Annotated in this window: 4 protein-coding genes; 2 read left to right on the top strand and 2 right to left on the bottom strand. The window is 70.8% G+C overall.

Annotated features, from left to right (window positions below):
• The first annotated feature begins 114 nt into the window (after positions 1 to 114).
• Positions 115 to 702 (top strand): winged helix-turn-helix domain-containing protein, encoded by a 588-nt coding sequence (locus B277_RS15140; protein ID WP_007929853.1) that lies wholly within the window; start codon positions 115 to 117, stop codon positions 700 to 702.
• On the top strand, positions 699 to 1,979 hold the full coding sequence (locus B277_RS15135; RefSeq protein ID WP_007929852.1) for an MFS transporter: 1,281 nt from the start codon (positions 699 to 701) through the stop codon (positions 1,977 to 1,979). Before B277_RS15140 ends, B277_RS15135 begins: the two co-directional genes overlap by 4 nt.
• Before the next feature lie 5 nt (positions 1,980 to 1,984).
• Here B277_RS15135 and B277_RS15130 read toward each other — a convergent pair whose 3' ends face one another.
• Complete coding sequence (locus tag B277_RS15130; protein WP_007929851.1) at positions 1,985 to 2,449, bottom strand: hypothetical protein; 465 nt, start codon at positions 2,447 to 2,449, stop codon at positions 1,985 to 1,987.
• A gap of 24 nt (positions 2,450 to 2,473) precedes the next feature.
• Positions 2,474 to 3,637 carry an acyl-CoA dehydrogenase family protein gene (locus B277_RS15125; RefSeq protein WP_040881796.1) on the bottom strand — a complete coding sequence of 388 codons (1,164 nt, stop codon included), beginning with the start codon at positions 3,635 to 3,637 and terminating at the stop codon, positions 2,474 to 2,476.
• Positions 3,638 to 3,808 lie beyond the last annotated feature (171 nt).

Genomic DNA, 3,808 nt, shown 5'->3' with positions numbered 1-3,808 from the left:
GGAGGTCGCCCCGCGACCGTCTCRACCGSCCCTGAGGAGGTCGCCCCGCGACCGTCTCGAAGGGATCGCAAACATTCCTTTGCAAACAGACCTTTGCGGTCTAGGCTCCTCCCCATGGACCCCGTCACCCCCGACGTCACCCAGCTGCGCGCGCTGACCCACCCGGTGCGCATGCGCATCCTCGGCCTGCTCCGCACACTCGGTCCGGCGACGGCGAGCCAGGTCGCGCGCCGCCTCGGACTCAACTCGGGGGCGACGAGCTATCACCTACGCCAGCTCGCGGAGCACGGCTTCGTCGAGGAGGCGAACGACCTCGGCAACAACCGCGACCGGTGGTGGCGGGCGAGTGCCATGACGACCTCCGTCCGCGACGACGACGTGACGACGGACGAAGGGAGGGACGCCACCGACGCCTTCCACCAGCTGGCCGTCACCCAGCTCGCGAGCCGCATGCAGGGCGCCGCCGTCCGTCGAGGGGGCGAGAGCGAGGAGTGGCGCGCCGTCACCTCGATCAGCGACCTCCAGGTCCCCGTGACCGCGGAACAGGCGGCGCAGATACTCACCCGCTTCGAGGACCTCATGTGGGAGGTCCTCGCCGAGCACCCGCCCACGCCCGGCGAGCTCGCCGACGACCAGCGTCGCTACGCCGTCGTCATCTCGAGCTTCCCCGCCGATGACGAACCCGGGTGGGAGTCACGATGACCGAGCCCCTCTCCCCCCTCGCCGCCCGCCGGGTCTTCCTCACCCTGACGACGACCCGCTGGCTGCCGATCGGCTTCGTCGTCGGGCTGCTCGTGCTGTGGCAGCTCGAGCGCGGCCTGAACCTGCCGCAGGCGCTCACGGCCTCGGCCGTCATCGGCGTCGCGGTCGTCGCGCTGGAGCTACCGACCTCCGGCTTCGCGGACGCCCTCGGTCGCCGCCCGGTCCTCATCGCCGCCGGGCTGGCCAATGTCGCCGCGATGGTTGCGCTCCTTGTCGCCCACTCCTTCACCGCCTTCGTCATCGCGTCGGTGCTCACTGGCGTCTTCCGCGCCCTCGACTCCGGCCCGCTCGAGGCCTGGTACGTCGACACGGTCCACGCCACCCGCCCGGGCGCCGACGTCGACCAGGACCTCTCGCGATCCACCTCGATCCTCGGGCTGGCGATCGCCGGCGGGGCGCTGCTGTCCGGTGGCCTCGTCGCCTGGCACCCGATCGGGTCGCACTCGGCGCTGTGGCTGCCCGTCGTCATCTGCCTCGTGCTCTCGGTGCTCCACCTCGCCGCGGTCGTCGTCCTGCTCCGCGAGCCGGTGACCCACGTCGACTCGACCGGCTGGTCGCGGGCGCTGTCCTCGGCCCGCGAGACCCCCGGCGTCATCGCCTCAGGTCTGCGGCTCGTGCGCGACAACCCGGTGCTCCGCGGGCTGGTGCTGCTCGAGGTCTTCTGGAGCACCGCGATGATCTCGATGGAGTCGCTGACCCCGGTGCGCATGGCCGAGCTCCCCGGCGGCGAGGAGCGAGCGGGCGTCGTCATGGGCCCGCTCGCCGCGGGAGCCTGGGTCGTCTTCGCCGTCGGCGCCTGGCTGTGCGGTCGGGCCTCCGCCCGCTGGGGTGTCGCGCGCGCCGCCATCCTCGGCCGGGTCGTCCACAGCGTGCTGACGATCGGGATGGCCCTGGTCGTCGGGCCGGTCGGCCTCGTCGTCGCCCACCTGCTCGCCTACACCGGCCACGGCATGCAGGGCCCGGCCTACAGCGCGTTGCTGCACCGCGAGGCGACCTCGGCCAACCGCGCGACCGTGCTCTCGCTGGGCTCGATGTGCGCCTTCGGGTCCACCGCGGTCACCATGCCGCTCGCGGGCCTGCTCGCCGCCGCGACGTCGACTCAGGTCGCGATGGCTGCCGCCGGGATCTTCGGCCTCGGTGGCGTCTGGTGCCTGCTCCCTGCGCTGCGAGCCGAGCGCCGCCGCCCTTCGCTCGTCGCCTCGGTCGCGACAACCTGACCAGGTCAGCCGTAGACGCGCCCCTGGGTCAGGTGCACCCGGACCGCGACATAGGTCGTCACCGCAGGCACGAGGACGCACAACCACCGGGCCGCCAGGAGGTCACCCTCGAACCCGCCGAGCGCAGCGTGCACTCCCGACCAGAGGGTGACGACGCCGGCGATCGCCGGCAGGAGCTTCAGCAGTGAGCTGCCGAGGGCGGCGAGGCACAGCACGGCCAGCAGGACCAGAGGCACCGCGACCAGGAGTCCGCTCACGTCTCCGGCCCCGGAGAGACCCCACAAGTCGAGGTCGAGGACGGGCGGTGCGACATCTTCCTGCAGCAGGCCGGTCGTCTCCTCCCCTTCGCCTTCCCACCGGGTCATCGGCAGGCAGGTCGTGATGAGCAGCGCGAGGGCACAGGCGACGAGGCCGCCCCTGCCCGCAGCCAGCTCGACGAGATGGTCATCGCGGTCGCCCCCGGTGGTCATGGCGGCAAACCTAGCGTCACGTCGTCAGAGCGTGCGCGAGATCAGCTCCTTCATGATCTCGTTGGTCCCGCCGTAGATCTTCTGCACGCGCGCCCCGGCGTAGAGCCGCGCGATGGGGTACTCGAGCATGTAGCCGTAGCCACCGAAGAGCTGCAGGCAGCGGTCGACGACCTCGCACTGGACGTCCGTCGTCCAGTACTTCGCCCGTGAGGCGGTCGCGGCGTCGAGCTTGCCGTCGACGTGCAGGGCGACGCAGTGGTCGAGGAAGGTCCGCGCCGCCATGACGTCGGTGGAGACCTCGGCGAGGGTGAATCGCGTGTTCTGGAAGGCGCTGATCGGCTTGCCGAAGGCGGTGCGCTCCTTGGTGTACGCCACCGCGAGGTCCACGGCGAGCTCGGCGGAGGCCACCGCGCTGACGGCGATCGCCAGCCGCTCCTGCGGCAGCTGCATCATCAGCTGGTAGAAGCCCTGCCCCTCCTCCTCACCGAGCAGGTTGGCCACGGGCACCCGCATGTCGGTGAAGGCCAGCTCACGGGTGTCCTGACCGTGCTGGCCGACCTTCTGCAGCACCCGACCGCGCTCGAATCCTTCGAGACCGTCGACCTCGGCCACGATGAGCGAGATCCCTTGTGCCCCTTCACCGCCGGTGCGCGCGACGACCACGACGAGACCGGCGTGCGAGGAGTTGGTGATGAAGGTCTTCGACCCGTTGATGACGTAGTGGTCGCCCTCGCGCCGGGCCGTGGTCTTGATGTTTTGCAGGTCCGACCCGGTGCCCGGCTCGGTCATCGCGATGGCACCGATGAGCTCGCCGGAGGCCATGCGCGGCAGCCACTTCTGCTTCTGCTCCTGCGACCCGTAGGCGAGCAGGTAGTGGGCGACGATCGAGGAGTGCACGGAGTAGCCGAGCGCGTCGTCTCCGGCCCGCCCCTGCTCCCACATCACGGCCGCCTCGTGGGCGAAGGTGCCGCCACCGCCGCCGTACTCCTGCGGGATCGAGATGCACAGCAGACCCGCGGCGCCCGCGGCCAGCCAGGTCTCCTTGTCGACCTGGTGCTGCTCGGCGAAGCGCTCCGCGTGCGGCGTCACCTCCCGCTCGAAGAAGGTGCGGGCGAGGGTGAGCACATCGGCCACCTCGTCCTGCATCCACGGGGAGGCATAGGGCTGGGGCATCAGGATCTCGGGCATCGTTGCCTCTCTGTCGTGAGTGCGGTTCGACCAGGGATGCCGCATCTCCCTAGGGAAATGACACCTCCTGTGGGCATTTCCCTAGGGAGATGCGACGTCTGGGTGCTATTTCCCTAGGGAGATGCGAAGTCGGGGGCGGGCGACGGGGCGGTCAGGAGTGGGCGAAGGGGG

Source organism: Janibacter hoylei PVAS-1, assembly GCF_000297495.1.
Taxonomy (GTDB): domain Bacteria; phylum Actinomycetota; class Actinomycetes; order Actinomycetales; family Dermatophilaceae; genus Janibacter; species Janibacter hoylei.
The sequence above is the reverse complement of the archived record's forward strand: the minus strand, read 5'-3'. Positions and strand labels throughout refer to the sequence as shown.

Excerpts from the sequence above, each read along its gene's own strand:
- B277_RS15140 (WP_007929853.1), top strand. The coding sequence starts at position 115 with ATGGACCCCGTCACCCCCGACGTCACCCAGCTGCGCGCGCTGACCCAC.
- B277_RS15135 (WP_007929852.1), top strand. The coding sequence starts at position 699 with ATGACCGAGCCCCTCTCCCCCCTCGCCGCCCGCCGGGTCTTCCTCACC.
- B277_RS15130 (WP_007929851.1), bottom strand. The coding sequence starts at position 2,449 with ATGACCACCGGGGGCGACCGCGATGACCATCTCGTCGAGCTGGCTGCG.
- B277_RS15125 (WP_040881796.1), bottom strand. The coding sequence starts at position 3,637 with ATGCCCGAGATCCTGATGCCCCAGCCCTATGCCTCCCCGTGGATGCAG.